Origin of the sequence: Streptomyces sp. NPDC096311, from assembly GCF_044763085.1 — a bacterium.
GTDB lineage: Bacteria > Actinomycetota > Actinomycetes > Streptomycetales > Streptomycetaceae > Streptomyces.
In genome coordinates this window covers 18479-42076 of sequence record NZ_JBIWFN010000020.1, presented here as the reverse complement: position 1 = coordinate 42076, position 23598 = coordinate 18479, and the positions used below count along the sequence as shown (strand labels likewise).

The window sequence follows — 23598 nt, the reverse complement described above, 5'->3', positions numbered from 1 at the left end:
GCCGGTGGGGGCTGGTCGCGCAGTTCCCCGCGCCCCTGAAGGGCGCTGGCGCGCATCTTCAGCCTGTCCGGCGCTTGAGGACGAGGCCGGTCAGGGCGATGCGGGGGTTCGGGGGCGTAGCCCCCGGTGGGGTCGAAGGGGCGGAGCCCCTGGGATGGGACGGGTAGGGGCGGCGGGGGCGAGGAAACGGCTGCCTGTCGACTTCCGGCGCTCGCTGTTACGTTAAGGCGCATGTTCCTCCTCTTGGCATAGGGCCCGCCCAGGCCCGCGACGAACACCGGTGGGTGAGCCGTCGCGGCACTCAGGCGACCCCTTTCCGCCTCCAGGCCGAGGAACCCCTACATGTCTGCGCCCGCGCCGCGGCCCTCGTACGCCGCGTTCTTCCACATCCCCCACACCCGCCACACCTTCACCGCCGCCCTCATCGGCAGACTCTCCTACGGCATGGTCTCGCTGGCCGTGATGCTCAGCGTGACCGAGGCCACCGGCTCGTACGCCGCCGCCGGCACGGTCATGGCACTGTTCGGCGCCGCAAGCGTGCTCCTGTCACCCGTGAGGGCGGCCCTGATCGACCGCCACGGCCCCCGCCGCGCCCTCATCCCGATGGCCTCGCTCTACGCCACCCTGCTCGCGACCCTCGCGGCAGCGGCCTGGCGGCCCGGAACACCCGCACCCGCCCTCGGCGCCCTCGCCGTCGCCGCGGGCGCCTGCACGCCGCCCCTCGGCCCCACGGTGCGCGCCCTGTGGGGCGAGGTCATCGAGGACGACCGGGTCCTGCAGCGGGCGTACAGCCTGGACGGGATCGCCGAGGAGATCCTCTTCGTCTCGGGTCCGCTGCTGGTGGGCGCGGTCGTCCAGTTCGCACCCCCGGCCGCCGCGCTCGCGCTCTGCGCCCTGCTGGTGTGGGCCGGAACCCTCGCCTTCGTCCTGTCGCCGGCCGTGGCGGGCGTACGTCCGGCCGTCACAAAGCCCGTCGCACGTGCAGGGCGCCGTTTCCGCGACGGGCGCGCGCTCGTGCAGCCCGTCGTCGTCGCGGCGGGCGTCGGTCTGTCCGTGGGAGCCGTCGACCTTCTCGTGATGGCCTACGCCACCCGGCACCATCACGGGAACGACGTGGTGGCCTGGGTGCTCGCCGCACTGTCGCTGGGCAGCGCCCTGGGCGGCCTCCTGAACGGCGCCGTCGACTGGCGTAAGCCCGCACGGGCGCGGCTGCCGCTGCTGGCGGGCGGCCTGGGCCTCGCCCTGGCGGCCGCGGGCCTCGCTCCCGGCCTCGGCACCCTGACCGTCGCCGTGGCCTGCGCCGGATTCTTCGTCGCCCCGGCTCTCACGACGTCTTACCTGATCGCCGACGAGGCGGCCTCGCCGGGCCGCCGTACCCAGGCCGGAGCCTGGGTCAACACCGCGGTGAACGCCGGGAGCGCGAGCGGCACCGCGGGAGCAGGCCTTCTGGTGGGCCACCTGCCCCTGGGCCTCTGCTTTGCCCTGTCGGGGACGGTGGCGGTGGCGGCGGGACTCCTCTCCGTGCGCCGGGCGGGCCCGCGCCCCAGAGGGGCGCGGGGAACCGCGCGACCAGCCCAGGACGGCCCGCAGTCGCAGATCGGCCCGCACGCGCAGAGCAGCAGCCGTCACGGGTAGGACGACCCATCGGCGGCCCGCCGCCTGTCACGCACTCGGCGGAGCGTTACGGCTTGCCTCGCTGCCCCCGCAAATGCTCCGCGATCGGCCGCAACGACTTGTGCAGCTCCTCCAGGGCCTCCGGGGACAGCAGATCCATGAAGTGCCTGCGTACGGACGCCACGTGGTGCGGGGCGACCTTCTTCATCGTCTCCATGCCGTGCTCGGTGAGGACGGCGAACAGTCCCCGGCGGTCGGACTCGCAGTTCTCGCGCCGGACCAGGTCCGCGTTCTCCATGCGGGTGATCTGGTGCGAGAGCCGGCTCTTGGACTGGAGGGTGGCGGCCGCGAGGTCGCTCATCCGCAGCCGGTAGCCCTCCGACTCGGAGAGATTGACCAGGATCTCGTAGTCGTTCATCGTCAGCCCGAACGGCTGCAGATCCCTTTCGAGCTGGTACGTCAACAGCCTGTTGACCTCCAGGTGGGTGCGCCAGGCGCACTGCTCCGCATCGGTCAGCCAGCGCGTGGCCGTCTCGGTCTCCATAAATGAAGTCTACCTAAAATGTTGAAAGGCGAACTAGTGAGGGTGGTGTGACTACGCGCACGCGTTCGACGTCACACTCCGCAGACTACCGCTCACAGACCGAAGCGACGCTGGAGGTCCCCGAGCTGTCCGGGAAGACGCGGTGTGCCGGCTTGCTGACCGTGCTGCCCCTGGTGACCAGGTACCCCGCCACCGCCGGGCACGCCCGGCTCATGCGGAACGGCTCCCGTGGCCTGCTCGGCCATGAGGACCTCCGTGGACTGCAGCAGGACCGTTCCGGCCCCTACGAACTCGAACTGGTGCTCCTCTCCAGAGGCCCCGCCGAGGCCTGTCAGTGCACGTAGACCGCCCATGAGGCCTGTCATGTACCCGTGGTCGTAGTGATGGCACGGGGACGGGCAGTCGGCCCAGCCGACAAGCGCTTGCGGATCCACCCGGATGGGAGGCTCCATGAACACCACCGGACCGTTAGAGGCCGCCACGAACTTGCCGGTTCCGATCAGCGTCAAAAAGCCCGGCACGATCGACTGCTTGAGCGCGAGACTTGGCTGAAAAGCGAGCAGGTTGCCAGAGCGAATGGTCAGGTTGCCCTCGTCCAAGTCATACGAATTCACGTCGAAGGCCCGGTCGGCGAGGAGCATCTTGCCCGAGCCCTCCGCCACCACCCAGTCGCTCGCGTGCAGAGGCGAATGGAAAGATGTGCGCACGAGACGGTCCAGCCGGCCGTGCCCGATGCCGTTGAAATCCATCGACCCGTAGTAGGCGATCATCTTGCCCTTCTGCAGGAACCACTGGCTCCCCTTGAGCTCCACGCAGAAGGTGTACTTGTTGACGTTGTCGTCGACCGGCAGCGTCATCGGGTCGTAGATCACCGGGCCGCCCGGAGTCCCGTACGCGCTCACAGCTTCTCCTCCGAGGCCTGGACGTACACCGCACCACTGCCGCTCAGCTCCAGCTGGAACGCCTCGCCCGAGCCGCGGCCCACCATGTCGCGCCAGCCGAGCGCCGTGGACAGCTTGTTGCGTACGTCACCGTGGTGCGCCACGTACGCCTGGGGGTCGACATGGATGGGGCGCTGGGGGGAGATGGGGACCTCGATCACGCCCCCGTGGGCCATCACGGCCACCGCGCCGTGCCCCTTGAGCGTGGTCGTGAAGAGCCCCTGGCCCGTCACCTGGCCGCGGACCATGCCCATGACCCCGCCCTGCGAGCCGAGGAACATCGTGCCCTGCTGGAGGGTGCCGTCGAAGGCCAGCAGCCGGTCCGCCTCGACGTACAGGGTGTCGCCCGCGAGGTTGATCACCTGGATGTGATGGCCGCCGTGCCCGAAGAAGACCGTGCCGCTGCCCTCGACGGTCATCAGCGGGGTGGCCTCATTGGCGACCCTGCGGCCGATCATCGACATGATCCCGCCCTGGCCGCCCTGGACGTTGGGTGTGAAGGAGACCTCGCCCTTGTAGGCGAGCATCGCGCCGCGCTGACTGAACAGGCGCTGGCCGGGCAGGACCGTCGCCTCGATCATCTTGGAGTTCACTTCGCGGAACGGCATGTCACAGGTCCCCCGCGATCGTGTTGCGCTCACTGGGCTGTACGTAGACCAGTCCGTCGCCCTCGAAGCGGATCTGGAAGGCCTCGCCGCCGCCCTCGCCCATGAACGTGCGGAAGGTCACGCCGGCCTGGAAGGACTGCCGGACATTGCCCTGGTGCGCGATATACGCCCCCGGGTCGACCGTCAGCGGGTACTGGGAGCTGACACGCAGCACCACCGCCGGGCCGTCGGAAGTGATCGCCGCCTGGCCGTGGCCCTCGACGGTGGTCGTGAACAGCCCGTTGCCCTGGGAGGCGCCTCTGAGGCCCGTGAAGGACGTGCCCGTCCGCAGGCCCGCGTCGGTCGCGAGCAGGTTGCTCGACTCGACGTACAGCTTGTCCCCCTGGAGGTTCACCAGGTTGATCTCGGAGGCCCGGTCCGCGAACCAGCAGGTCCCTTGCCCCTTCACCTCCATCACCGTCATCTGCTCACCGGTGATGCGCCGGGTCACCATCCCGCGGATCCCCTCCCCACCGCCGCTCAGCTTCTTGAACGCCATCTGACCGTCGTACGCGACCATCGAGCCGTTCTTCGCCTTCACGGCGTCCCCGGTCATGTCGACGGCCAGCACCTTGCTGCCTTGAAGTCGGAACATCGCCACGTGGTGAAGGTAGCGGCAGGGCGGGAACGCGGACAGGGCCCACGGGTGGATCTCACCCCTGAGCGGACCCTTAGGGGCCAAGCGGACATCACCGGCCCGCACCCCGGGGCGGGGGTGCCCCGGCTCGGGTGCCACAATGGTGGACGCTTGTGCTTACGTTCACAAAGCGGCTCCCCGCCGAAAGCGAATCTCCCACCGAAGGTGACCCGTGGACATAAAGACCGCCACCGCCCTCCGCCGCCTGCGCCTGGTCTCGGCCCCCGAGGCCGTCTCCTTCCTGCTGCTGCTCCTCTGCTCGGTGCTGAAGCGGACCACGGACTTCAACGGGGTGCCCGTCATGGGCTCCCTCCACGGGATCCTCTTCATCCTGTACGTGATCTTCTGGGCGGACGCCTGGAACCGCGCCAAGTGGAGCAAGAAGACGGCGGCTTTCTACTTCGTCCTCTCCGTGCTGCCCACCGGCGGTTTCTTCGCCGAGCGCAAGCTGCGGCGCGAGAGCGAGGACGCGGTCATCGCCTCCCGTGCCCGCCGTGAGGGAGTCGTGGAGTCCTCATGATCGTCGCCTTCTCCGTGACGCCCCTGGGCGTCGGCGAGGACGTGGGGGAGTACGTCGCCGACGCCGTCCGGGTCGTGCGTGAATCGGGGCTGCCGAACCGCACCGACGCCATGTTCACCTCCATCGAGGGGGAGTGGGACGAGGTGATGGACGTGGTGAAGCGCGCCGTCGCCGCCGTCGAGGCACGGGCGCCGCGCGTCTCCGTCGTCCTGAAGGCGGACATCCGCCCCGGTGTGACGGACGGTCTGACCTCCAAGGTGCAGACGGTGGAGCGGCATCTGTCCGCGTAGGGCGTCCGGCGGGAAGACCCGAAACCCCGGTCCAGTGGGCCGGGGTTTTTCGCGCCCGATTGTTTGAGCGATCGCTCAAATCCCGGTAATCTCAAGGCGCGATCGATTGAGCGATCGCTCAAAAGTGGTCACTGATCTGGGGGTTCGGTCAATGGGGCTCTACGTAGAGGCACATGTACGAGGCGATCTCGACGACCTGTGGGCACGGACGCAGGACCCCGCGCAGCACCAGCGCTGGGACCTGAGGTTCACCTCCATCGACTACCTCCCGCGCATCGAGGGCGAGCCGCAGCGCTTCCGGTACGCCACCCGGGTGCTGCCCTTCCTGACCGTCGCCGGGACGGGCGCCTGCGCCGGGGAGAAGGAGCGCCCCGACGGCACCCGCACCTCCGCCCTGCGCTTCGCCTCCCCGCACCCGCTCTCCCTCCTCGCCGAGGGCAGCGGCTACTGGCGCTACGTCCCCGACGCCGACGGCGTCCGCTTCCTCACCGGGTACGACTACCGCCCGCGCTGGGGCCGCTTCGGGGCCGTGGCCGACCGGCTCCTCTTCCGCCCCCTCATCGGCTGGGCCACGGCCTGGTCCTTCGACCGGCTGCGGATCTGGCTGGAGCGGGGCATCACACCGGAGCGGGCGCTGCGCCACTGGCTCGCCGAGTGCGCCGTGCGCGGCTTCGTCCTTCTGGCCGCCTGCTCGGGCACGGTGTACGGCGCGCTCGTGGACGCGGCGGGCCCGCTGGCGCCGCTCGCCCTCTACTCGACCCCCGTACTGGCCGTCGTCGCCGCCCTCCTGGCACTCTTCGCGCCCCCGCTGCCCGGCACCCCGGCCGCCCGCCGCTGCCTGCGCACCCCGATCGCGCAGGCCCGTGCGCCGCGCGTCCTCGCCACCCTGGAGCAGCGGTGACCCCCTCCCTCTTCCGCACCGCGATGGGCGCCGACTTCGACCGCCTCCACCCCGAGCTGCGGCGACGCTTCTCCGTGGGCCTGGCCGGCGGCGAGGCGTGCACCGGCCACGGCGTCATGGACCGCGTCTGGCACGGGAGGGGCTTCGTGAAGCCGTTCCTGGCCCTCGGCGGCACCCGCAACATCCTCGTCCCGCGTGCGGGCCGGAACGTCCCCTTCATGATCGAGAACGTGCCCTACGCCGACACCTTCGGCCGTGAGACGGTGAGCTTCGTGCGCACCTTCGACCTGCCCGGCCGCTCCCGCCGCTTCGACGCCCAGATGGTACTGAGCCCCAAGGGCGACCGCGTCCTCGACTACCTCGGCACGCATCAGCACCTCGCCAGCGAACTGCACCTGCGCGCCGAGCCCGACGGTTCCCTGCTGATCCGCTCCGGTGAACACCGCTTCCGGGAGGGCCCGGTGGACGTCCGCGTCCCCGGACTCATCGGCGCCGACGCGGAGGTACGCGAGTCCTTCGACGACTCCACGGGCCGCTTCCACATCCGGGTCCGGGTCGTGAACCGCCACTTCGGTCCGCTCTTCGGTTACGAGGGCAGTTTCCGGGCGACGTACACCGACGTGCGTACCCGCGGGGTGCGGCCCGGGCTGCGGCCCGTCCGCGAGGAGGCGCGCGCGTGAGCGAGGCGACCCGGGCGAAACTGCTGGAGGGCGCCCTGCGGACGCTCACCGAGCAGGGGATCGCGAAGGCCTCGGCCCGTACGATCGCGGCGACCGCCGGGGTCAACCAGGCCCTCGTCTTCTACCACTTCGGGTCCGTGGACGAGTTGCTGTCGGCCGCGGTCCGCCACGGGGCGGAGCAGCGGGTCGCGCACTACCGGGAACGGCTCGCCGAGGTCGGGTCGCTGGCGGAACTCCTGGCGTTCGGGCGCGAGATGCACGAGGTGGAGCGGGCCGAGGGGCACGTCGCCGTCCTGGGGCAGCTGCTCGCCGGGGCGCAGGCGGACGCGCGTCTGGCGCCCGCGACCTCGGCGGGGCTCGATCTGTGGATCACCGAGATCGAGCGGGTCCTGGTCCGGGTCCTCGCGCCGACCCCGCTGGGCGAGTTCGCAGATCCGGCCGGGCTGGCGCGTGCCGTCGCCGCGTCCTTCGTCGGCATCGAGCTGTACGAGGGGGTCGACCCCGAGGGTTCCCGGGCCGCCCTCGACGCCCTGGAACAACTGGCCGCCCTGGTCGCCGCCCTCGACACCCTCGGCCCGGTCGCCCAACGAGCCATCCGCCACCACCTGCGCCGCACCACGCGCGGCTGACCGGCGCGGCGCGGGGTGGGCTACTGCTCCGGACCCGACGCCAGCGCCATGCCCAGGGGGGTGCGTTCGTACAGGACCTGGTGACCGTAACGGCGTGAGGTGAGCAGGCCTCCGGCGCGCAGGACCGTGAGGTGGGCGGAGACGGACGACGGGGCGAGGCGGAGGCGGTGGGCGAGGGCTGTGGTGGTGGTGGGTTCGTCCAGGGCCGTGAGGACAGTGGCCCTGCCCCGTCCCAGGAGTCGTACGAGGGCGTCGGGGGTGTGGTCCGTCGGTTCGGCCCACAGGCCGCCGATGCCGCGGGCGGGGTAGGCGAGCGTGGGCTGCCAGGGGGGATCGAAGGAACTGACCACCTCCGGCCAGATGAAGACACTGGGCACCAGCATCAGGCCCTGGCCCGCGAGGTCCCGCTCGTGGCGGCCCTTCCACTCGATGGTCAGCGTGTGGGAGCGCCAGCCGAACCGGCGGTCGATCTCCGGCAGCAGCCCGCCCAGACCGACCTCCGCGAGCCGCCGCGAGTGGAACGCGATGTCCGCCTCCAGCAGGGCGCGCAGCCGCGGCCAGTCCGGCTCGACGAGCGTGTGCCAGGCCGTCTCCATCAGGTCGGCCAGCTCCTGGACCATGCGCGTCGGGTCCTTCAGCAGCGACCGGCATCGAGGCGATTCGAGGGCGCCCGGAGTGTCCGCGAGTGACCTCGCGGTCTCCTCTCGGGCCGCCTCGGGGTCGGCCGCTCGGACCGCCGCGATCTCCTCCTCGAAGGTGGCCGCAGGACCGATCGGGGGCGGGCAGAGCCAGTCGGGGCAGTAGCCGCGTTGCGGCATCAGCAGCCACAGCGTCGCGAGGTCGAGTCCGGCGGCGGCCGCGCGGATACGGCGCAACCAGTGCGCGTGGTAGCCGTGCCGCGCGGGACGGTTGAGCGTGCGAACCGCCTCCTGCGTCTCCCACAGGGGCGACACCGCGAAACGGCAGTTGAGGAGGTCGTCCTCCCCGAAGTGCAGAAGGGAAGGCAAGGAACGGCACTCCTGAAGAACGGAAGATTCGGCTGGAGCCGAAACTCTACGGGCCGGCCCGCCGGGTGCGCACGCTGTTGCCCATGCCGGAAGCAGAGATGGCGGAGACGAAGACCACAACGATGCCGCCCACCCCACCGAACGCCCCCGAAGCCACGGGCTACGGCCGAGTCTTCGCCGTACGCGAGTTCCGCGCGGTATTCGCCGCCCACGCGTTCTCGCTGCTCGGGCTCGTGGTCAGCGAGCTCGCCCTGTCCGTCCTGGTCTACGACCTGACGGGCTCGCCCCTGATGAGCGCCTTGACGTTCGCGCTCGGCTTCCTCCCGTACCTCGTCGGCGGCACCCTCCTCGCCGGCGCCGCGGACCGCTTCCCGGCCCGCCGGGTCCTCGTGGTGTGCGACCTGGTGTGCGCGGGCTGCGTGGCCGTCATGGTGGTGCCGGGCGCGCCCATCGCCGTACTGCTGGCCATGCGCTGCGCGCTCGCCGTCGTCTCACCGCTCTTCCAGGGGGCGCGGACGGCGACGCTGACCGACGTCCTCGGCGACGGCGATCTGTTCGTACTGGGCCGCTCCCTGCTGCGGATCGTCTCGCAGGGCGCGCTGCTCGCCGGGTTCGGGCTCGGCGGCGTGCTGCTCACCGTCGTGTCACCGCGCGGCGCGCTGCTCATCACGGTGTGCACCTTCCTGACCTCCGCCGTGCTGCTGCGCTTCGGCACCCGGCGACGGCCCGCGCGGGCCCGTCACGCAGGCGCGCTGGTGCGGGACTCGCTCCACGGAACCCGCCGGATCCTCGCCGATCGGCGGGTACGGGCCCTGCTCCTGCTGTTCTGGGTGCCGCCGATGTTCGCCGTCGCGCCGGAGGCGCTGGCCGCGCCCTACGCCGACGGGCTCGGCGCCGGATCGGCCGGGCTCGGCCTGCTGATGTGCGCCCTGCCCGTCGGCACGATCGCGGGGGAGCTGTTCGCGGGTTCCAGGCTGCGGCCCGCCACCCGCACCCGGCTCGCCCTCCCGCTCGTCTGCGTCACCCTGCTGCCGTACGTCGGCTACGTCCTGCGGCCGGACCTCGGCTGGTCGCTGGCCCTGCTGCTGCTCGCGGGCACCGGATCCGCGTACTCGCTCGGCCTGGACCAGTGGTTCGTGCGGGCCGTGCCCGAGGAGCTGCGAGGACGGGCGATGACGCTGAACACCGCCGGTCTGATGACCGTCCAGGGGGTGGGGATGGCGCTGTCGGGGGTGGCGGCGGAGTTCGCCGGAGTGCGGGCGACCGTCGCGGGCGCGGGGGTGCTCGGCACCGTCTGCTGCGTACTGCTGGCGGTGGAGGCGCGGCGTACGGAGGGGGCCGCGACCCCCGTCGTGGAGGGGTCCGGGACCGAAAGGCGAGACGGGGCTGACCAGCATATGACCGGCGGGTAAGGTCTTATGCCGTGCCGAAGCCGCTCAGCCTTGCCTTCGATCCCATCGCCCGCGCCGACGAACTCTGGAAGCAGCGCTGGGGATCCGTGCCGTCCATGGCCGCGATCACCTCGATCATGCGCGCGCACCAGATCCTGCTCGCCGAGGTCGACGCGGTCGTCAAGCCGTACGGGCTCACCTTCGCGCGCTACGAGGCACTGGTCCTGCTCACCTTCTCCAAGGCCGGCGAGCTCCCGATGTCCAAGATCGGAGAGCGCCTCATGGTGCACCCGACCTCCGTCACGAACACCGTGGACCGGCTGGTGAAGTCCGGGCTCGTCGACAAGCGGCCCAACCCCAACGACGGGCGCGGCACGCTCGCCTCCATCACCGAGAAGGGCCGTGAGGCCTGCGACGCGGCGACCCGCGACCTGATGGCGATGGACTTCGGGCTCGGGGCCTACGACTCCGAGGAGTGCGCGGAGATCTTCGCGATGCTGCGGCCCCTGCGCATCGCCGCGAGCGACTTCGACGAGGACTAGACGAGGAACAGGGAAAGAGGCGAGCAGAGGTACCCGGGCGCGCCGGGGCGGGGGTGCTCGTAGATCGCGCAAAAGGGGTCGTTACGCTCATCCCCATGAAGAAGAGCGTGCTGACCCGCTACCGCGTGATGGCCTACGTCACCGGTGTGCTGCTGGTCCTGCTGACCCTCGGTGTGATCGCCAAGTACGTGCTCGACATGAACGGTGCCGTGGACTTCACCCGCGTCGTCGCCATCGCGCACGGCTGGCTGTACGTCGTCTACCTGGTCTTCGCCTTCGACCTGGGCGCCAAGGCGAAGTGGCCGGTGGGCAAGCAGCTGTGGGTGCTGCTCGCGGGGACCATTCCGACGGCCGCGTTCTTCGTGGAGCGGAAGGTCACCCAGGAGCTGGAGTCGAAGATCGCGGAGGACTCTCCGGCGGTCGTCAAGGCGTAACCCTTACCGCCACGGGAGTGGTCCGTGGCGGTTCCCCATCGACATTTACTAGGACGTCCTAGTAAATTCGAAGCATGGACGCTGACGCCATCGAAGAGGGCCGCCGCCGCTGGCAGGCCCGGTACGACACCTCGCGCAAGCGTGAGGCCGACTTCACCACGCTCTCCGGTGACCCGGTGGAGCCGGTGTACGGGCCACGGCCGGGGGACAGGTACGACGGCTTCGAGCGGATCGGCTGGCCCGGCGAGTACCCCTTCACCCGCGGCCTGTACCCGACCGGCTACCGAGGGCGTACGTGGACGATCCGACAGTTCGCCGGGTTCGGGAACGCGGAGCAGACGAACGAGCGCTACAAGATGATCCTCGCCGCGGGCGGCGGCGGACTGTCGGTCGCCTTCGACATGCCGACGCTCATGGGGCGCGACTCCGACGATCCGCGCTCCCTCGGCGAGGTCGGGCACTGTGGGGTCGCGATCGACTCGGCGGCCGACATGGAGGTCCTGTTCAAGGACATCCCGCTGGGTGACGTCACGACGTCGATGACGATCAGCGGACCGGCCGTACCCGTTTTCTGCATGTACCTGGTCGCGGCGGAACGGCAGGGGATCGACCCGTCCGTCCTGAACGGCACCCTCCAGACCGACATCTTCAAGGAGTACATCGCCCAGAAGGAATGGCTCTTCCAGCCCGAGCCGCACCTGCGCCTCATCGGCGACCTGATGGAGCACTGCGCCGCGAAGATCCCCGCGTACAAGCCGCTGTCCGTCTCCGGCTACCACATCCGGGAGGCCGGCTCCACGGCCGCGCAGGAGCTGGCGTACACACTGGCGGACGGGTTCGGCTACGTCGAGCTGGGGCTCTCGCGCGGCCTCGACGTGGACGTCTTCGCCCCCGGCCTCTCCTTCTTCTTCGACGCGCACCTCGACTTCTTCGAGGAGATCGCCAAGTTCCGGGCGGCGCGGCGGATCTGGGCGCGGTGGATGCGGGACGTGTACGGGGCGAAGTCGGAGAAGGCGCAGTGGCTGCGCTTCCACACGCAGACCGCGGGTGTCTCGCTGACGGCGCAGCAGCCCTACAACAACGTCGTCCGTACGGCGGTGGAGGCGCTCGCGGCCGTTCTGGGCGGCACGAACTCCCTCCACACCAACGCGCTGGACGAGACGCTCGCGCTGCCGTCCGAGCAGGCCGCCGAGATCGCCCTGCGGACGCAGCAGGTGCTGATGGAGGAGACGGGCGTCGCCAACGTCGCCGACCCGCTGGGCGGTTCCTGGTACGTCGAGCAGCTCACCGACCGGATCGAGGCCGACGCGGAGAAGATCTTCGAGCAGATCAAGGAGCGGGGGCTGCGGGCGCATCCCGACGGGCAGCACCCGATCGGTCCCATCACCTCCGGCATCCTCCGGGGCATCGAGGACGGCTGGTTCACCGGGGAGATCGCCGAGTCGGCCTTCCAGTACCAGCGGGCGTTGGAGAAGGGTGACAAGCGGGTGGTGGGCGTGAACGTCCACCACGGGTCCGTGACCGGGGATCTGGAGATCCTGCGGGTCAGTCACGAAGTGGAGCGGGAGCAGGTACGGGAGTTGGGGGTGCGGCGGGGTGGGCGCGACGACGCGCGCGTACGGGCCTCGCTGGACGCGATGCTCGCCGCTGCGCGGGACGGGTCGAACATGATCGTGCCCATGCTGGAGGCGGTGCGGGCCGAGGCCACGCTCGGCGAGATCTGTGACGTGCTCCGGGACGAGTGGGGGGTGTACACGGAACCGGCGGGCTTCTGACCTCCAGGGGCTCAGCCCCAGACCCCGGGCGCCCTTCTTCGACCGCGGGTGCGTGGGGCGGGGCGCGCGGTTCCCCGCGCCCCCAAAGGCCTTGGGCCGGCCGGTGTTTGAGGGCGGGGTCGGTGACCGTGGCCCACCCACCCCGGCCCGCTTGGGTCAGGTGGTGGGTGTCGTGCCGGTCAGGCCCAGGAGGAGCATTTGGGTGAACGCGCGGACCCACTCCTCGTCCGCCGGCTCCGCGCTGACGAGTGTGCGATGCACCACCGCCCCCGCGACCACGTCGAAGATGAGGTCCGCCGTACGCGCGGCGACCTCGGGGTCGGACTCCGGAGGGAGTTCGCCGCGCGCGGTGGCCCGGGCCCGCCCCTCCACGACGAGCCGCTTCTGACGGTCGACGATGGACGTACGGATGCGTTCGCGCAGCGGCTCGTCACGGGTCGACTCGGCCACCACCGCCATCAGGGCCGTCGCGGTCTCGGGCCGGTTCAGGAGCGCCGCGAACTGGAGCACCACGCCCTCGATGTCGGCGGCGAGGCTCCCCCGGTCGGGGAGCTCCAGTTCGTCGAAGAGGACGGCCACCGCGTCGACCACGAGCTCGTTCTTGCCCGCCCAGCGGCGGTAGAGGGTCGTCTTGGCGACCCCGGCCCGGCTCGCCACGTCCCCCAACGTCAGCTTGGACCAGCCCAGTTCGACCAGCGCCGCGCGCGTCGCCTGCAGGATCGCGGCGTCCGCGGCAGCGCTGCGCGGGCGTCCCGTGCGGGGGGTGGTGGCGCGACTGTGCATGTCAGGACCTTATCCGCCGCCCCGGCCGGCCAAATCAGGCGGTTGTGTGAAGTCGTGAGGGAGATCACCGGTGTATGGCGGACAGGGGAGCCGCGGGACAGTTACGCTACGAGCCGTAGCGAAAGCTCGTACACGGTGACTCGTGGGCGGGCGACAACCATGGGCGCCAGGTGGGGACCCGGCGCCCGACAGCACGGATCGAGTCGGGTCGCGTCGTAAAGCGGCCCGGCTTTCACAGCGCTTTTCACACGTGCGCGAGGAAGGGGGAGGATGTACTCATGCAGCCACGGAACATGTCCATGAGCGGAGTCGTCGACCTCGCCGCGGTGAAGGCGGCCCAGGAGGCCAAGGCGAAGGCGGAGCAGGCGCGCGCCGAAGCGGCCAGGCAGGGCGGCGGAGGCGGGGCCGTGTCTCCCGCAGGCCTCGTCATCGATGTCGACGAGGCGGGATTCGAGCACGATGTCCTTCAGCGGTCCACCGAGGTTCCGGTCGTCATCGACTTCTGGGCCGAGTGGTGCGAGCCCTGCAAGCAGTTGAGCCCGGTACTCGAACGGCTGGCCGTCGAGTACAACGGACGCTTCGTCCTTGCCAAGATCGACGTCGACGCCAACCAGATGTTGATGCAGCAGTTCGGGATCCAGGGGATCCCGGCCGTGTTCGCCGTCGTGGCGGGGCAGGCGCTGCCGCTCTTCCAGGGTGCGGCGGGAGAGGCGCAGATCCGCGGGACCCTCGACCAGCTCGTCGAGGTCGCCGAGCAGCGCTTCGGCCTGACCGGCCTGACGGTCGACCCCGACGCCGAGCCCGACAGCGCACCGGCGGTGCACGAGGTGCCGGCAGGGCCCTACGACGCGCTCCTGGAGGCCGCTGTGCAGGCCCTGGACGCGGGTGACTTCGGCGGCGCCGTACAGGCGTACAAGAACGTGCTGAGCGACGACCCTGGCAACACGGAGGCCAGGCTCGGCCTCGCGCAGGCCGAGTTGCTGCAGCGCGTGCAGGGCGCCGACCCGCTCCAGGTGCGCAAGGACGCCGCCGAGAAGCCCAAGGACGTACCGGCGCAGATCGCTGCCGCGGACCTCGACCTGGTGGGCGGGCACGTCGAAGACGCGTTCGGGCGGCTCATCGACACGGTGCAGCGCACGGCGGGCGACGACCGGGATGCCGTACGGCTGAGGCTGTTGGAGCTCTTCGAGGTCGTGGGCGGCGACGATCCGCGGGTGATCGCGGCGCGCCGGGCGCTGGCGCGGGCGCTGTTCTGATCGACTCCGGGACCGGGTTCCGCCCGGTGTGCTGACCTGTTCCTAAACGCCAGGGCCTGTGTTGCCCAGGTGAAAGATTTGCCGAGAGAGCGGCAGGTGGCCGCGCTTTACCAAAACTTGGTAAACGCGGCCGCTGTTACTGGGAGTAAGTCAGGGGCGTTGTTCTGTCGGATTCTGTCCGCGGATCAACTGTTTTGACGTCACCCTTGGTGCCACCCAGAGTTGCCGACCGATACCGCCGGGTCGTTGTTCGGTTATCCGGCCGTTACTAGCCAGTAACGAACCCCCTTGTGCGGGCGGCCAGAATGCACCACGATCGGCGACGCTCGGTCCATTCCCCCTACCCCGACAGCCAATCGGGTCAAGGGGTTTTCTGGGTCCCCACCGAGTAGGGGCGGCGGCAGTGGCGCCGGCCCTTGGACAGGGGGGTCTCTGCCGTTCGGCGGAGCCTGTCCAGCAGGTTGTGCGTGATGCGTGTCAGGCGCGACCAGTGGTTGTCGCTCGGGGGTGATCGCCGGTGATGTCGGGCGCAGTTGGCGCTCGACGAGTACGGGCGCTCTCCTTCCCGAGGACGTAGCACTTCTCCCATCCCTGCCCGGCTGAGCCGCCGACATGGGTCAGTCAGGGCCAGGAGATGTACGTCCGAGAAGGAGGAAATATGGAGTCCCAGGTGCGTGGCGGGACCAGATGGAAGCGGTTCGCGGTCGTGATGGTGCCCAGCGTGGCCGCCACGGCAGCGATAGGTGTCGCCCTCGCGCAGGGCGCTCTCGCCGCGTCGTTCAGTGTGTCGGGTCAGTCGTTCAAGGTGACGGCGGACTCGCTCCACGGTGAAGGCTTCTCGCAGTACGGAGCCATCGACTCGGGGTACACCCTCGACGGCCAGAAGACGGCTCACCCCGTCGCGGTCTCGGCGTTCAAGTCCGCGTCGATCACCAACATGTGCCAGTCCGTGGTCACCCCGAACATCCCGCTGCTCGGATCGGTCAGTCTGGTCCTGAAGGCGGGCGGCGGTGGCACGCCGGTACAGGCCGAGAACCTGTACATCGACGTCGAGGACCTGCAGGCCGACGCGGTGTTCCACAACATCGACATCGGTGTTGCGGCCAAGGACGCCAGCAAGGGTCCGGGCATTGGCAAGGGTGACCAGGCGAACCCCTACGGATTCGCCCAGCAGGCCGACTCGGCCGACCTGACTGATGTGAAGCAGACGGCGTGGGCGACCACCGCCGGTACGTTCAAGCTCAGCGGCCTGAAGATGTCGCTGTCCAAGGGCGTCAAGGAGTGCTACTAGGCACTCCAGGGGCGGGCGGGGGAGCCGGCAGCTGCCCCGCCCGCCCCACCTTTTCCCGCAGTACGTGAACTACTCAAGCGCGTACGCCACACAGTAAAGCCGTTCCAGGGAGCCGTTTCCATGAGCGCCGAGTCACCCGGGCAGAGCGAGCACTATCTCCAAGTCTTCCGGCGGAACTTCCGTACCTGGAGGGGCGACCGCCCGTTCTGGGCCGGCTTGTTCATCCTGCTCGGCGGCTTCCCCATCGCCTACTTCCCGTATGCGAACCTCCAGATCGGCCATCTGACGCTGGCGATGTCCACCACCGCCGGCGCCGGCTCCCTGATCATCGGCGTGCTGCTCTGGGTCCTGGGCATCAGTCTCTGGTTCCAGAAGCACGTACGGACCTTCGCCGGAGTCGCGGCGATCCTGCTCGCGCTGGTCTCCATCCCGGTGTCCAACCTCGGTGGCTTCCTCATCGGCTTCCTCTTCGCCATGACCGGCGGCGCGATGGCGGTCTCCTGGGTTCCCGGAGAGCCCGGCGAGGAGCAGCGCGCGCCGGTGCACAAGAGCGAGGGCGGCGCCCCGGGCGCCCCCGACACCACCCCGAACACCCCGCACCTGCCGCAGAGCCCGGAGTCCACGGGCATCCAGCACGGTGCCGACAGCGCGGGCCCCGCGGTCGCCGACGAGTCGGGCGAGCCGAGGGACCTGTCAGGAATGAGCTCCGCTCACGGGGCGAACGGGAGGCACAGTGCCGGCTGACGAGGTGACCCGCGGGACCGAGGTGGACGAGTCCCGGGTGAGAACCGGGCCGCGCCACGCGGCCCCGAGGAAGCCGCTGTTCACCAGGTTCCACGTGCCCGCGGGCAAGGCCGTCGCCATCGCGGCGATGCCGACCGCGGTTCTCATGGGGATGGGGTTCACGCCGACACTCGCCCGGGCCGACGACCACTCGCCCGCCAAGAGCCTGACCGCAGACGAGTACCAGAAGTGCGTCGAGGCCGTGGACGGCAAGGACACGTCGGCCAGCCCGACCCCCTCCGCTTCGGCGTCCTCCTCTTCCTCGGCGAGCGCCTCCGCGTCCGCCGACAAGCCCACGCCGACCCCCTCGGCCAGCACGTCCTCGTCGCCGGACAAGACCTCTTCGTCGGATTCAGGTTCCGACGACAAGGCCGGGTCCACGCCGACGCCGTCCGCGAGCAAGTCGGCGCAGAGCAGTGGCGGTGGCAGCGCTTCGACGGCGACCCCGTCGGCCTCCGCGAGCAGCGGGGGCGACCTGCTGGGCACCATCGGCGACGCGATCACGGGCATCTTCACCGGCGGCAGCGACTCCACGTCGAGCGCCACCGCTAGCCCCACGCCGTCGGCTTCCGCGTCCGCCTCGGCGAGCGCGACCAAGGACACCGGCGACAAGACCACGTCCGACACGCTCAAGGACACCACCGGCAAGGTCGCCGACACGGTCAAGAACACCGTGAAGGACACGACCGACACGGCCACCAAGGCGGTCGAGGACACCACCAAGGCGGTCAAGGACACGACCGACGCGGTCACCTCGTCCCCCAGCCCGTCCGCGAGCTCCACCACCGACGCGGCGGACTGCCCGGTCGCCACCGACGCCGAGGGCGGCGTCGACAACCCGGTGACCCTGCCCGACGACCCCTGGTACCTGAACGCCAGTTCGCTGCTCCTCAAGGGCGCGGACTACCAGGGCATCGTGAAGGTGAAGACCGCCAACGGCACCGTCAAGAAGGTCCTGAAGTACGTCATCTCCGACGGCACCGACATCGGTGACCTGCACCAGACGGTGAACGACAAGCAGTCCGGCAAGACGTACCACGTGCAGGCCGGCAGCGGTACGACGTCCACCATCCGTAACGGCAAGACGGTGATGTACACCGAAAGCATCTCCGGCAACCTGCTCGGCCTGATCCCGATCACGTTCAGCCCGGACAACCCGCCGCCGCTGAACATACCGCTGATCTACTTCACCAAGGTGAAGGTCGTCCAGGCCGGTCAGTTCGGCGGCACGCTGACCATCCCCGGGCTGCACCAGTACGAGACCGGCTGACGGCCGGTCACGACCAAGACCCGTTCGGGAGCCGCACAGGACGGTGGCCCGGTTCCTCCGCTCACGCGGAGAGCCGGGCCACAGTCCTGACCGGAGCGGAACGGAACAGCTCGGCAGGGAAACGTGTGCGGCAGCGGGGGTGATGTGCTGATGAGTGGCCTCTTCGACGGGCTGGGCCGGCTCGACCTGGACGCGCACGCGCGTCGTTGGTCGGCGGCGGGCACGGACGCCGCCCACGGGGACGTGAGCCAGTGGATGGCCGCTGCCCAGCAGTTCGCGGCCCGCATCCAGGCGGACCCGGCCGGGGTGAGGCACGAGCAGTGGCGGGCGATCGCCGAGGCCTGGCCGGCCCTGCTGGCGGCCGCCGAGCGCGCGACCGGCACGCAGCGCAACGAATGGCTGTTGCGCGACCTGTGGCTCAGGTCCTGGCTGCTGGAGAGGGTGGGGCCGCGTGCGGACGTCCCCCTGTTCGATCCCGGCCCCGTGCTCGAACGAGCGCTGGACGCCATGCCGATGAGCCCGGGGGAGGCAGCCGAGCTCGCCCCGCGGTGGCGTGAGCTGGAGCCTGCGCAGACGCGCTCGCTCCGGATGATCCGGCAGCTGCTCGCGCCCCCGCGCGCTCTGGCCCCGCTCCTTGCGGATCACCCGCGGTGGGGCGAGTTCGAGGCGTATCAGCGGTTGGCCGGCGCGCTGCCGTAAACCGCCTGTGATCGTCGAACACCGAGGGCGCCCCCTGTCACAGGAGGCGCCCTCAGTGGCGTACGGGGCCGCGGGTCAGGCGGTGCGGCCGCTCTCGCCCAGGTGGTGCACCCGGACCATGTTGGTGGTGCCGGGGACGCCGGGAGGCGAGCCGGCGGTCATCACGACGATGTCGCCGTCGTTGAACCGCTTGAGCTTCTGGAGCTCGTGGTCGACGAGGTCGACCATCTCGTCGGTGCTCTTCACGAACGGCACGACATGCGACTCGACGCCCCAGCTCAGCGCGAGCTGGTTGCGGGTGCCCTCGTCGGTGGTGAAGGCCAGGATCGGCTGGGCCGCGCGATAGCGGGAGAGCCGGCGGGCGGTGTCACCGGACTTGGTGAAGGCGACCAGGCCCTTGCCGCCGAGGAAGTCGGCGATCTCGCAGGCGGCACGGGCGACCGAACCACCCTGCGTGCGCGGCTTCTTGCCGGGGACCAGGGGCTGCAGACCCTTGGAGAGGAGCTCTTCCTCGGCCGCCACGACGATCTTCGACATCGTCTTGACCGTCTCGATGGGGTACGCGCCCACGCTCGACTCGGCCGAGAGCATGACCGCGTCGGCGCCGTCGAGGATCGCGTTGGCGACGTCGGAGGCCTCGGCGCGGGTCGGGCGGGAGTTGGTGATCATCGACTCCATCATCTGGGTCGCGACGATCACCGGCTTGGCGTTGCGGCGGCACAGCTCCACGAGGCGCTTCTGCACCATCGGGACCTTCTCGAGCGGGTACTCGACGGCCAGGTCGCCACGGGCCACCATGACGGCGTCGAACGCCGCGACGACGGCCTCCATGTTCTCGACCGCCTGCGGCTTCTCGACCTTGGCGATGACGGGGACCCGGCGGCCCTCCTCGTCCATCACCTTGTGGACGTCGTTCACGTCGCCTGCGTCACGCACGAAGGACAGGGCGACCATGTCGCAGCCCATCCGCAGCGCGAACCGCAGGTCCTCGACGTCCTTCTCGGACAGCGCCGGCACGTTCACGGCCGTGCCGGGCAGGTTGATGCCCTTGTGGTCCGAGATCACACCGCCCTCGATGACGACCGTCTTGACGCGGGAACCGTCGACCTCGACGACCTTCAGCTCGACGTTGCCGTCGTTGATGAGGACCGGGTCGCCCTTGGAGACGTCACCGGGCAGGCCCTTGTAGGTCGTGCCGCAGATGTGCTTGTCGCCGGGCACGTCCTCGATGGTGATGGTGAACTCGTCACCGCGCACCAGCTCGACGGGACCCTCGGCGAAGGTCTCCAGACGGATCTTCGGGCCCTGAAGGTCGGCGAGGACACCGATGGCCTTGCCGGTCTCGGCCGCGGCGGCCCGGACCCGGTCGTAGCGGCTCTGGTGCTCGGCCTGCGTGCCGTGGCTGAAGTTGAAGCGGGCCACGTTCATGCCGGCTTCGATCAGCGCGACGAGCTGCTCGTGGGAGTCGACCGCGGGGCCGAGAGTACAGACGATTTTCGAACGGCGCATAGGGCGATCCTATCGGTTTGTTTCGCTACGGAATATTCCGTCTGGCGGAAGATACAAAGGGGCGCGCTGCCGCTCAGCTGAGGTGGCACCTGCCCCCCGTTCGAGGTGGCGTGGTGCCGCTCAGACGAGGTCGTGGGACGCGCCCACGAGTGCGTAGGTCTGCGTGGCGATCTCCAGTTCCTCGTCGGTCGGCACCACGGCGACCGCGACCCGTGCGCCCTCGGGGGAGACGAGTCTGGGCCCGTCCCCTCGAGCCGCGTTCAGGTTGGCGTCGACCGCCAGGCCGAGTTCCTCCAGGCCGGCCACCGCGGCCTCGCGCACCGGAGCGGCGTTCTCGCCCACTCCGGCGGTGAAGGCGATCGCGTCCACCCGGCCCAGTACCGCGTAGTAGGCGCCGATGTACTTCTTCAGGCGGTGGATGTAGATGTCGAAGGCGAGCCGCGCCTGCTCGTCACCCTCGTCGACACGGCGACGGATCTCCCGCATGTCGTTGTCGCCGCACAGACCGATCAGGCCGCTCTTCTTGTTCAGCAAAGTGTCGATCTCGTCCGTGGACATCCCGCCAACGCGCATCAAATGGAAGATGACCGCGGGGTCCATGTCGCCCGACCGCGTGCCCATGACCAGTCCCTCCAGCGGCGTGAGCCCCATGGAGGTGTCCACGCAGCGGCCGCCCCGTACGGCGGAGGCGGACGCGCCGTTGCCGAGGTGCAGCACGATGACGTTCACGTCCTCGGGGGCCTTGCCCAGGAGCTCGGCCGTCGCCCGGGACACATACGCGTGCGAGGTGCCGTGGAAGCCGTAGCGCCGGATGCGGTACTCGTCGGCGGTCTTCACGTCGATCGCGTAGCGCGCCGCCGACTCCGGCATCGTCGTGTGGAAGGCGGTGTCGAAGACGGCGACCTGGGGCAGGTCGGGGCGCAGCGCCTGGGCCGTACGGATACCGATCAGGTTCGCCGGGTTGTGCAGCGGGGCGACCGGGATCAGCCGCTCGATCTCGGCGAGCACGGCCTCGTCGATGACCGTGGGCGCGGTGAACTGCTGTCCGCCGTGCACCACCCGGTGGCCGATCGCGGCCAGCTCGGGGGAGTCGAGGCCGAGGCCGTCCTTGGCCAGCTCCTCGGCGAGGGCCTTGAGCGCGGCGGCGTGGTCGGCGATGGCGCCGGTCGTCTCGCGGGTCTCGCCCGTGGTGAGCGCCGTGTGCTTCAGCCGGGAGGTGCCCTCGCCGATGCGCTCGACGAGACCCATGGCGAGACGGCTGCTGTCGCGCATGTCGAGCAGCTGGTACTTCACCGACGAGGAGCCGGAGTTGAGGACGAGGACGCGGGTGGCGGTCACTGCGGGGGTGCCTTCTGGGTCGAGGATGGTGGTGGTCATGCCCTGCTCGAAGTCTGGGCCTGGATCGCCGTGATCACGACCGTGTTGACAATGTCCTGTACCAGCGCCCCGCGGGACAGGTCGTTGACGGGCTTGCGCAGGCCCTGCAGGACCGGGCCGACGGCGATCGCGCCGGCCGAGCGCTGTACGGCCTTGTAGGTGTTGTTGCCGGTGTTCAGGTCGGGGAAGATCAGCACGGACGCCTGCCCGGCGACCTCCGAGTCCGGCAGCTTGGTCGCCGCGACGGTCGGCTCGACCGCGGCGTCGTACTGGATCGGCCCCTCGATCTTCAGGTCGTCGCGGCGCAGCCGCACCAGGTCGGTGGCCTCGCGCACCTTGTCGACGTCGGCGCCCGACCCGGACGTCCCCGTCGAGTACGACAGCATCGCGATCCGGGGCTCGACGCCGAACTGTTCGGCGGTGACGGCCGACTGGATGGCGATGTCGCAGAGCTGCTCGGCGTTCGGGTCGGGGTTCACCGCGCAGTCGCCGTAGACCAGGACCTTGTCGGCGAGGCACATGAAGAAGACGGACGAGACGATCTTGGTGTCCGGCTTGGTCTTGATGATCTCGAAGGCGGGCCGGATGGTCGCGGCGGTGGAGTGCACGGAGCCGGAGACCATGCCGTCGGCGAGTCCCTCCTGCACCATCAGCGTCCCGAAGTAGTTCACGTCGGCGACGACGTCGTAGGCCAGCTCGACGGTGACGCCCTTGTGGGCGCGCAGGGCGGCGTACTTCTCGGCGAAGCGCTCGCGCAGCTCGGAGGTGACCGGGTCGATCAGCTGGGTGCCGCCGAGGTCGATGCCGAGGTCGGCGGCCTTCTTGCGGATCTGGTCGACCGGACCGAGCAGCGTCAGGTCGCACACCCCCCGGCGCAGCAGCACCTCCGCGGCGTGCAGGACGCGGGCCTCGGTGCCCTCGGGGAGCACGACGCGGCGCTTGTCGGAGCGGGCCTGTTCGAGGAGCTTGTGCTCGAACATCATCGGGGTGAGGCGGTCGCTGCTCGGCGCGGAGACGCGCCTGAGGAGATCGCTGGTGTCGACGTACCGCTCGAAGAGGCCGAGGGCGGTCTCCGCCTTGCGGGGGGTGGCGGCGTTCAACTTCCCCTCCAGGGAGAAGAGTTCGGCCGCGGTGGGGAAGGAGTTGCCGGCCACCGAGATCACCGGGGTGCCGGGGGCGAGACGGGCGGCGAGGGTGAGGACCTCGGCGCTGGGCCGCTCGTTCAGGGTGAGGAGCACGCCGGCTATGGGCGGGGTGCCGGCGCTGTGCGCGGCGAGCGAGCCCACGACCAGGTCGGCGCGATCGCCCGGGGTGACCACGAGGCATCCCGGGGTCAGGGCGTTCAGGAAGTTCGGCAGCATGGCGCCGCCGAAGACGAAGTCGAGCGCGTCCCGGGCGAGGCCCGCGTCGTCGCCGAGGAGCACCGTGCCGCCGAGGGCGTGGGTGATCTGCGCGACGGTGGGCGCGGAGAGGGCGGGCTCGTCGGGCAGCACGTAACAGGGGACGGGCAGACGGTGGTCGATCCGCTCGCTGATGTCGGCGCGGTCGGCCGGCGCCACCCGGTTCACGACCATGGCGAGGACGTCGCAGCCCAGACCGTCGTACGCGCGGTAGGCGTTGCGTGTCTCGGCGCGCACGGACTCGGCGGTCTGCCCGCGTCCGCCGACCACGGGGATCACGGAGGCGCCGAACTCGTTCGCGAGCCGTGCGTTCAGCGCCAGCTCGTCCGGGAACTGGGTGTCGGCGTAGTCGGTGCCCAGGACGAGGACGACTTCGTAGTCGCGGGCGACGAGGTGGAACCGGTCGACGAGGGAGGAGACCAGTTCGTCCGCGCCCTGCTCGGCCTGGAGCGTGGACGCCTCGTGGTAGTCCATGCCGTACACGCTCGCCGGGTCCTGGGTCAGCCGGTAGCGGGCGCGCAGCAGCTCGAAGAGCCGGTCCGGGCCGTCGTGGACGAGTGGACGGAAGACGCCCACCCGGTCGACCTGGCGAGTCAGGAGCTCCATGACCCCCAGCTCGACGACCTGGCGGCCGTCGCCGCGGTCGATCCCGGTCACGTAGACGCTGCGGGTCACGCG

General features: G+C 70.2%; 24 protein-coding genes. 15 read left to right on the top strand and 9 right to left on the bottom strand.

Annotation, left to right across the window (positions count from 1 at the left end; all coding sequences use genetic code 11):
• The first annotated feature begins 342 nt into the window (after positions 1 to 342).
• Entirely contained in the window at positions 343 to 1635 is a 1293-nt protein-coding gene (locus ACIRA5_RS39560) for an MFS transporter (RefSeq protein ID WP_403699334.1), read from the top strand.
• A 46-nt stretch (positions 1636 to 1681) separates the two neighbouring features.
• Here the strand turns inward: ACIRA5_RS39560 and ACIRA5_RS39555 are convergent, their stop codons facing one another.
• The 4 genes from ACIRA5_RS39555 to ACIRA5_RS39540 all read right to left on the bottom strand — a co-directional run bounded on the left by ACIRA5_RS39555 (position 1682) and on the right by ACIRA5_RS39540 (position 4341).
• Complete coding sequence (locus ACIRA5_RS39555; RefSeq protein ID WP_352051545.1) at positions 1682 to 2158, bottom strand: MarR family transcriptional regulator; 477 nt, start codon at positions 2156 to 2158, stop codon at positions 1682 to 1684.
• Positions 2159 to 2250: 92 nt separating this feature from the next.
• Positions 2251 to 3060: an AIM24 family protein gene (locus tag ACIRA5_RS39550; protein WP_060900268.1), complete on the bottom strand. Its 810-nt coding sequence runs from the start codon at positions 3058 to 3060 to the stop codon at positions 2251 to 2253.
• The gene (locus tag ACIRA5_RS39545; protein WP_060900269.1) at positions 3057 to 3707 is read right to left on the bottom strand and encodes an AIM24 family protein; all 651 of its coding nucleotides are present in this window, start codon (positions 3705 to 3707) and stop codon (positions 3057 to 3059) included. Before ACIRA5_RS39545 ends, ACIRA5_RS39550 begins: the two co-directional genes overlap by 4 nt.
• Position 3708: 1 nt before the next feature.
• A complete protein-coding gene (locus tag ACIRA5_RS39540; protein WP_099920624.1) occupies positions 3709 to 4341 on the bottom strand; it encodes an AIM24 family protein in 633 nt (210 codons plus the stop codon).
• A gap of 214 nt (positions 4342 to 4555) precedes the next feature.
• On the opposite strand from ACIRA5_RS39540, the gene ACIRA5_RS39535 reads away from it, so the two are divergent.
• The 5 genes from ACIRA5_RS39535 (at position 4556) to ACIRA5_RS39515 (ending at position 7403) form a co-directional block, all read left to right on the top strand.
• Positions 4556 to 4903, top strand: coding sequence for a DUF3817 domain-containing protein (locus tag ACIRA5_RS39535; RefSeq protein WP_403699332.1), 348 nt, complete (start codon positions 4556 to 4558; stop codon positions 4901 to 4903).
• Entirely contained in the window at positions 4900 to 5193 is a 294-nt protein-coding gene (locus tag ACIRA5_RS39530) for an MTH1187 family thiamine-binding protein (RefSeq protein ID WP_352051542.1), read from the top strand. The genes ACIRA5_RS39535 and ACIRA5_RS39530 overlap by 4 nt, the downstream gene beginning before the upstream one ends.
• A gap of 151 nt (positions 5194 to 5344) precedes the next feature.
• Positions 5345 to 6094 (top strand): hypothetical protein, encoded by a 750-nt coding sequence (locus ACIRA5_RS39525; protein WP_403699331.1) that lies wholly within the window; start codon positions 5345 to 5347, stop codon positions 6092 to 6094.
• Between the two features lie 23 nt (positions 6095 to 6117).
• The gene (locus ACIRA5_RS39520; protein WP_403699637.1) at positions 6118 to 6774 is read left to right on the top strand and encodes a DUF4166 domain-containing protein; all 657 of its coding nucleotides are present in this window, start codon (positions 6118 to 6120) and stop codon (positions 6772 to 6774) included.
• Positions 6771 to 7403 carry a TetR/AcrR family transcriptional regulator gene (locus ACIRA5_RS39515; protein ID WP_403699329.1) on the top strand — a complete coding sequence of 211 codons (633 nt, stop codon included), beginning with the start codon at positions 6771 to 6773 and terminating at the stop codon, positions 7401 to 7403. The genes ACIRA5_RS39520 and ACIRA5_RS39515 overlap by 4 nt, the downstream gene beginning before the upstream one ends.
• A gap of 20 nt (positions 7404 to 7423) precedes the next feature.
• On the opposite strand, the gene ACIRA5_RS39510 is transcribed toward ACIRA5_RS39515, so the two are convergent.
• On the bottom strand, positions 7424 to 8410 hold the full coding sequence (locus ACIRA5_RS39510; RefSeq protein WP_403699328.1) for a DUF5937 family protein: 987 nt from the start codon (positions 8408 to 8410) through the stop codon (positions 7424 to 7426).
• A gap of 83 nt (positions 8411 to 8493) precedes the next feature.
• Here ACIRA5_RS39510 and ACIRA5_RS39505 point away from each other — a divergent pair, with 83 nt between their 5' ends.
• The 4 genes from ACIRA5_RS39505 (at position 8494) to ACIRA5_RS39490 (ending at position 12552) form a co-directional block, all read left to right on the top strand.
• A complete protein-coding gene (locus tag ACIRA5_RS39505) occupies positions 8494 to 9822 on the top strand; it encodes an MFS transporter (RefSeq protein WP_403699326.1) in 1329 nt (442 codons plus the stop codon).
• An 11-nt stretch (positions 9823 to 9833) separates the two neighbouring features.
• The gene (locus tag ACIRA5_RS39500; RefSeq protein ID WP_403699324.1) at positions 9834 to 10343 is read left to right on the top strand and encodes a MarR family winged helix-turn-helix transcriptional regulator; all 510 of its coding nucleotides are present in this window, start codon (positions 9834 to 9836) and stop codon (positions 10341 to 10343) included.
• Positions 10344 to 10438: 95 nt separating this feature from the next.
• A complete protein-coding gene (locus ACIRA5_RS39495; RefSeq protein ID WP_095852548.1) occupies positions 10439 to 10777 on the top strand; it encodes a DUF3817 domain-containing protein in 339 nt (112 codons plus the stop codon).
• Positions 10778 to 10851: 74 nt separating this feature from the next.
• On the top strand, positions 10852 to 12552 hold the full coding sequence (locus ACIRA5_RS39490) for a methylmalonyl-CoA mutase (protein ID WP_382119393.1): 1701 nt from the start codon (positions 10852 to 10854) through the stop codon (positions 12550 to 12552).
• A gap of 156 nt (positions 12553 to 12708) precedes the next feature.
• Here the strand turns inward: ACIRA5_RS39490 and ACIRA5_RS39485 are convergent, their stop codons facing one another.
• Positions 12709 to 13335, bottom strand: a complete 627-nt coding sequence (locus tag ACIRA5_RS39485) for a TetR/AcrR family transcriptional regulator (protein ID WP_403699322.1) — start codon at positions 13333 to 13335, stop codon at positions 12709 to 12711.
• Positions 13336 to 13613: 278 nt separating this feature from the next.
• Between ACIRA5_RS39485 and ACIRA5_RS39480 the strand changes: the two genes are divergently transcribed.
• From ACIRA5_RS39480 to ACIRA5_RS39460, 5 genes are all read left to right on the top strand, one after another.
• Positions 13614 to 14591 (top strand): tetratricopeptide repeat protein, encoded by a 978-nt coding sequence (locus ACIRA5_RS39480; RefSeq protein ID WP_403699321.1) that lies wholly within the window; start codon positions 13614 to 13616, stop codon positions 14589 to 14591.
• Positions 14592 to 15249: 658 nt separating this feature from the next.
• The gene (locus ACIRA5_RS39475; protein ID WP_403699319.1) at positions 15250 to 15882 is read left to right on the top strand and encodes a DUF6230 family protein; all 633 of its coding nucleotides are present in this window, start codon (positions 15250 to 15252) and stop codon (positions 15880 to 15882) included.
• A gap of 120 nt (positions 15883 to 16002) precedes the next feature.
• Complete coding sequence (locus tag ACIRA5_RS39470; RefSeq protein ID WP_261688439.1) at positions 16003 to 16626, top strand: DUF6114 domain-containing protein; 624 nt, start codon at positions 16003 to 16005, stop codon at positions 16624 to 16626.
• Entirely contained in the window at positions 16616 to 17935 is a 1320-nt protein-coding gene (locus ACIRA5_RS39465; protein ID WP_403699317.1) for a hypothetical protein, read from the top strand. Before ACIRA5_RS39470 ends, ACIRA5_RS39465 begins: the two co-directional genes overlap by 11 nt.
• Before the next feature lie 150 nt (positions 17936 to 18085).
• On the top strand, positions 18086 to 18634 hold the full coding sequence (locus ACIRA5_RS39460; RefSeq protein WP_403699315.1) for a hypothetical protein: 549 nt from the start codon (positions 18086 to 18088) through the stop codon (positions 18632 to 18634).
• Between the two features lie 75 nt (positions 18635 to 18709).
• Here ACIRA5_RS39460 and pyk read toward each other — a convergent pair whose 3' ends face one another.
• The 3 genes from pyk to pta all read right to left on the bottom strand — a co-directional run bounded on the left by pyk (position 18710) and on the right by pta (position 23595).
• Complete coding sequence (gene pyk, locus ACIRA5_RS39455; protein ID WP_403699313.1) at positions 18710 to 20143, bottom strand: pyruvate kinase; 1434 nt, start codon at positions 20141 to 20143, stop codon at positions 18710 to 18712.
• Positions 20144 to 20263: 120 nt separating this feature from the next.
• Positions 20264 to 21481, bottom strand: coding sequence for an acetate kinase (locus ACIRA5_RS39450; RefSeq protein ID WP_403699635.1), 1218 nt, complete (start codon positions 21479 to 21481; stop codon positions 20264 to 20266).
• A 35-nt stretch (positions 21482 to 21516) separates the two neighbouring features.
• Positions 21517 to 23595 (bottom strand): phosphate acetyltransferase, encoded by a 2079-nt coding sequence (pta, locus tag ACIRA5_RS39445; protein WP_403699312.1) that lies wholly within the window; start codon positions 23593 to 23595, stop codon positions 21517 to 21519.
• Between the last annotated feature and the right edge of the window lie 3 nt (positions 23596 to 23598).